This is a genomic window from Micrococcus sp. HMSC31B01, from assembly GCF_001816085.1.
In the GTDB taxonomy this organism is placed as follows: Bacteria; Actinomycetota; Actinomycetes; order Actinomycetales; family Micrococcaceae; genus Micrococcus; species Micrococcus luteus.
In genome coordinates this window covers 1-5,219 of sequence record NZ_KV825225.1, presented here as the reverse complement: position 1 = coordinate 5,219, position 5,219 = coordinate 1, and the positions used below count along the sequence as shown (strand labels likewise).

Annotated in this window: 4 protein-coding genes; all 4 read left to right on the top strand. The window is 63.0% G+C overall.

The window, feature by feature from the left end:
* Positions 1 to 159 precede the first annotated feature (159 nt).
* The 4 genes from HMPREF3105_RS08505 to HMPREF3105_RS08490 are packed head-to-tail and all read left to right on the top strand — an operon-like array spanning position 160 to position 5,156.
* On the top strand, positions 160 to 2,940 hold the full coding sequence (locus HMPREF3105_RS08505) for a restriction endonuclease (RefSeq protein WP_205781731.1): 2,781 nt from the start codon (positions 160 to 162) through the stop codon (positions 2,938 to 2,940).
* The gene (locus HMPREF3105_RS13380; protein WP_102708633.1) at positions 2,940 to 3,713 is read left to right on the top strand and encodes a DUF6414 family protein; all 774 of its coding nucleotides are present in this window, start codon (positions 2,940 to 2,942) and stop codon (positions 3,711 to 3,713) included. Before HMPREF3105_RS08505 ends, HMPREF3105_RS13380 begins: the two co-directional genes overlap by 1 nt.
* Positions 3,703 to 4,872, top strand: coding sequence for an AAA family ATPase (locus tag HMPREF3105_RS08495; protein ID WP_070709235.1), 1,170 nt, complete (start codon positions 3,703 to 3,705; stop codon positions 4,870 to 4,872). Before HMPREF3105_RS13380 ends, HMPREF3105_RS08495 begins: the two co-directional genes overlap by 11 nt.
* On the top strand, positions 4,869 to 5,156 hold the full coding sequence (locus HMPREF3105_RS08490; RefSeq protein WP_070709233.1) for an AAA family ATPase: 288 nt from the start codon (positions 4,869 to 4,871) through the stop codon (positions 5,154 to 5,156). The genes HMPREF3105_RS08495 and HMPREF3105_RS08490 overlap by 4 nt, the downstream gene beginning before the upstream one ends.
* The last annotated feature ends 63 nt before the right edge of the window (positions 5,157 to 5,219 follow it).

The window sequence follows — 5,219 nt, the reverse complement described above, 5'->3', positions numbered from 1 at the left end:
AAGAACCTCATGACCCACAACAGCTAGCCACGGCCGATGCGCTTGCCTTGAGTGATGACGACACCCTGATCCTTCGTGGTGACCAGGTCGAGGACTCGGTGACGCTGACGTTGGCGCCGCGGTTGCAGTCAAAGCTGATTCTTCTGGAGCGGGTGCCTCGTGAAGTTTCGCTTTGATGATCAGCCGCACCAGTCGGCCGCCGTCTCCGCGGTGGTCGACCTGTTTGAGGGTGCCCTGGTGCCGCCGCGCGATGCGCTTGCTGGGCAGGCACCTGGCGCGGATGGTCACGCGGGCTTCACGCTGGAACGCTCCGTTCTTACCGACAACCTGAGGACGATCACCACCCGTGAGGCTGTTGAACCGCAGGCCCAGCTCGAGCTGCTTGCGGAGACGGATCTCGAGGGCGCGGAGCGCGAGTTCCCGAACTTCTCGGTCGAGATGGAGACCGGCACGGGTAAGACATACGTCTACATCTCGACGGCGCTGCGTCTGGCGGAGCTGTATGGGCTGCGGAAGTTCGTCATCCTGGTTCACTCGATCGCGATTCGTGCGGGCGTGGTGAAGACGTTCGAGCAGACCGAGGAGCACTTCCGGCTGAAGTATCCCGGCGTCCCGTACAAGTGGGGTGTGCTGGGCGAGAATTCGGCACTGAACGACTTCACCGAACCGTCGGGCACGGTGCAGTTCCTAGTTGCCAGCGTGCAGGCGCTCGACAAGCCGGAGAAGAACACGCTGTATGCCAGTGCTGAGCAGCCGCAGCTGTGGGGCGACTCGCTGAGCGGTGTGCAGCAGATCGCGAAGGCTCGCCCCGTCGTCCTGATCGATGAGCCGCAGAATATGGCGACGCCGCTGCGCCGTCAGGCGATTGCCACACTGAACCCGCTGGTGGCGCTGCGCTACAGCGCAACGCACAAGGAGTCGTTCAACCTCGTGCACAGGCTCGGCCCGAAGCAGGCCGCCGAGGCTGGTCTGGTCAAGCGGGTATCGGTCAAGGGAATCGTCGCCGGCGAGGATGGCAAGCCGTACGTGCGCCTCGACAAGCTTCGGAGCGTCCGCAAGCGCCTGATGGCAGAGGCGGTCATCCACAAGGCCGGTGGCAAGCGGGTGCCGGTGGTGCTGCAGAACGGCACCGACCTGTTCGAGGAGTCCGGCAAACTGCCGCAGTATCGCGGGTTGGTGGTCGAGAGCATCGAACGTAAACCCGACCGGGTGATCTTCGAGAACAAGCTCGTCGTGCAGGCCGGGACTGAGACCGGCGTGGATTCCGAGGCTGTCTGGCGTGATCAGATCCGCCATACCATCCGAACGCACCTGGCTCGGCAGGGGCAGATCGACTCGATGAACCGTGGCATCAAGGTGCTGTCGCTATTCTTCGTCGAGCGTGTGGCTGACTACGCCGGTGACGAGGCGGTGCTGCCTGCGATGTTCGACGAGCTGTTCCGTGAGGAGTGGCTCCGGGCAGGCAATTCCGAGAGCGAGATGCCTGACCCTGCCGAGCTGCGGGTCGCCTACTTCCCGTCTACCAAAACGGGCATCCTGAAGGACACATCGGGGCGTGCATCGGACGCCGAGCTGGAGGCGCGGGCGTACCAGGAGATCATCGCGAACAAGGAGCTCATTCTCGACCGCGCCAACCCGCGCGCGTTCATCTTCTCCCACTCTGCGCTCAAGGAGGGCTGGGATAACCCGAACGTCTTCCAGGTCGGGTTCCTGCGTCACACGCGCTCCGAGCTGGAGCGTCGACAGCAGATCGGCCGTGGCCTGCGTCTGCCGGTGAACCAGAACGGTCACCGCGTGATGGACCCGGCGATCAACAGGCTGACGCTCATCGTCGACGAGTCCTTCACGGAGTTCCGCGACGGTCTGAATGCCGAGTACGTAGCCTCGGGTGGTGGCTCCGGCGAGGCCGGCCCCGAGGTCGACAACGCCGACAATGAGGTCGTCGTCCGCAGGCGCCCTGCCCTGTTCGAGAGCCCCGAGTTCGCTGAACTGTGGAAGCGTATTCGCTACAAAGCGCGCTACCGCGTCACCGTCGATCCGGACGCACTCCGCATCGTGGTGGCGGCGTCCGAGCATCTGGCTGACCTCGAGTTCATCGAGCGGCGCGCCAACGTGGTGCAGTCCGCCGATCTCGTCTACGACGACGAGGGACACGTCATCACGGCGGACTCCGCCGTTGCAGAGTCCCGTGGTGAGCGTATCGTCGTCGTAGGCCAGCGCCTTCCTGACGTCGTGCAGCTCATCGAGGATCAGCTGCAGTACGGCAAGTTCCCCCTCCAGCTCACCCGCCCGACCCTGGCTGGGATCGTGCGCGAGATCCTGAACTATCCCGACCGCGACTACGCACGTCACGTCCTCGACGATCCCGACCGCTGGGCACGGATCGTGGCGAACGCCATCCGGATCGAAGCTATCGAGCAGATGGTGCGGGGCATCAGCTACGAACCCATCGACGAGACGGACTGGTGGGATGCCGAGGTCGTGTTCCTCGAGGTCGAGTCCAAGAACCCGCCTCAGCCGCTGCCCGGCAACCCAGACCCGAAGAACGGCGTCATCGCCGCGCCCGAGGGCGGCGTGAACCTCTACGACCACGTCGACTACGACAGCCACGTCGAACGCGCCTTCGCCGCACAGCTCGAGAACAACCGCGAGCACGTCAAACTGTTCACCAAGCTGCCGCGCCGCTTCCGCGTCCGCACGCCTGTCGGTGAATACTCGCCGGACTGGGCCATCGTCTACGACGAGAACGGCGCTCAGCGGCTCTACCTTGTCCGCGAGACCAAGGACACCCGTAATCTCGACGACCTCGACTGGGACGAGGCGATGCGCATCCGCTTCGCCGAGCACCACTTCGACGCCGCACCGCTCGGGCCGGTCGATTACAACTTCACAACCGACAAACACGGACTGCTGATCGGCGGAGCCGGAGGCGATGACTAATGGCCGGCAACCGCAGAGATGACGCAAGTGCATCGATGATCAAGGTCATCTACTTTGATGAGGAGACAGCCTCGGACTATCTCGACATCTCCGCTGGAGGCAAGACAGCCTCCACGAGCGAACAGGTTCAGGAGCGGTCGAAGGAAACTCATGCCAAGGTCGAGGCTGGCCTGATGGCGAAGCTGAGTTGGCTGCCCTTCCTCGGAGCCTCGGGCGAGCTGAGCGCTGGTGCCGGCGCGTCCGCGGCTGGTAAGAGCATCCTCAGCAAGACGTTGTCGAACACGATCCTGACCGACTACCTATCCAAGGCAGATGGCGATTCTCGGGTAGTGCAGCTGCGAGACCTTCGGGTGACGGCACCAAAGGACTCGATGGCGTACGTGAAGATGTTCACGCCTTACATGGTCATGCTCAAGATGGACGACATTCCAGTCGACTTGGCACGGATGGACGAAGTGCTCGTCGGCGCCAAGGGCTACTACGAACTACTTGGCGAGGGCGCTGACGACACCAAGCGCGTACTGCGCTTCAACCTCAAGGCGTTCCGAAACAACTACGGACTCACCGATCTCGGACGCATGCGCCTCGTCTTCCACGGAGTGCTCGTCGGACAGACGCCGGAGCATGCGCTCAGCATGGAGGCCGAGATGTCTGGCAGCCTGGGCGGCACGCCCGTCACGGCCGTCGAACTCGTCGACGGTATAGACACGCAGAGCGACGATCTCCTGGATGTCTACGACGTGATCCTCGCGGGAGTTGAGCATGCCGCGTGATACGACGGTCACCATCTACTACGGCCCGCTGTCGTGGTTCGAAGACCAACTTGGGAAGAAGAAGCGCACGGGTCTTCTCGACATCGTCTATGAGCGCGACGAAGCCAACCGGCGGCATACCCATGTAGTTGAAGGCCAGGAGGCGCCGTCCGAGGAGCCCGCGCCGAGGCCGAAGCGGGTGGCAGCCGAATCGAGCGACTACGCCAGCTTGAACGAGCACGTCATCACGAACTTCGCCGGCCTCGTACGGTCGATCAACCCCGAGCACCTTCACCTGCACAACCCGCCTGCCCTCGTTCACTCACAGCTTGAGCGAGCGTTCACAACCGAGGTGAAGCGCTATGAGTACCCGGCGGTGACGCGGGACACTCTCGTTCGTTTCCGCGACGGCTTCGCCGGACATCTCGTGGGTCAGGCCGCAGTGAAGGAGGCGCTGCTCGCAGCGCTGTACCCACTGACCACGGCACGGCTGACGAAGCCAGTCGTCCTGATGTTTTACGGCCCGTCCGGTGTCGGCAAGACCGAGACTGCGCAGTTCGTCAACGGGCTGCTCGGGGGCACGCTGCTGCGCAAACAGTTCTCCATGTTCCACAATGAAAAGTTCGCGTCGTACCTGTTCGGCGGGACGCACTCCGAGGCATCCTTCGCGCGCGACCTACTCGACCGCGAGTCCGGTGTCATCCTGATCGACGAGTTCGACAAAGCGAACTCGGTCTTCCACAGCGCCTTCTACCAGCTGTTCGACGGTGGCGCGTTTGAGGACAAGAACTACAGCATCGAGCTCGGCCCGTCCTTGATTATCTGCACCTCGAACTACGGCACCGAGGACGAGATCCGCAAGGCTCTTGGCGACGCCCTCTACTCGCGATTCGACTCCTTGGTTCACTTCAAGCCGCTCTCCAAAAAAGAGATCCGTCAGGTCATCGACCGACTTGTTGACGACCGCGTATCCAAGCTCGCGCCCGACGAACGAGCGCGACTGGAACCCGAGACCATCAAGGGCACCCTGTATCCGCTGGCTGATAAGGGCGGCAACGTGCGCAAGCTCGGCAAGCTGGCCGACGAGGTCATCTCGCTGGTGTTGGTGCGCGCCGTGCTAAATGAAGCAGCCAATCCCAGCGGGGCAGCTGTCTCCGGTGACGAGGAGACCGCGGCATGAGGGTCAGACAGCTTGAGATCGAGAACTTCCGCGGCATCACAAAGGGACGCGTGGTCTTCCAGCAGCGCACCTTGCTGGTCGGCGGAAACAACATCGGGAAGTCCACAGTGTGTGAGGCATTGGAACTGGTCTTGGGCCCGGAGCGCCTCTACCGCCGCCCGGTTATCGACGAACACGATTTCTCCCACGGCGCCTACCTTGGCGACGAGGGTGGTCCACGCGAGATTCGCTTTCGCGCGGTTCTCACCGACCTTTCGGACGAGCAACTACGCCGGTTCTTCTAGCTGTTGTGGGTCATGAGGTTCTTGGCACGAGGGCCGGGCTGAGATGAGACGAGTGGGCCTCTC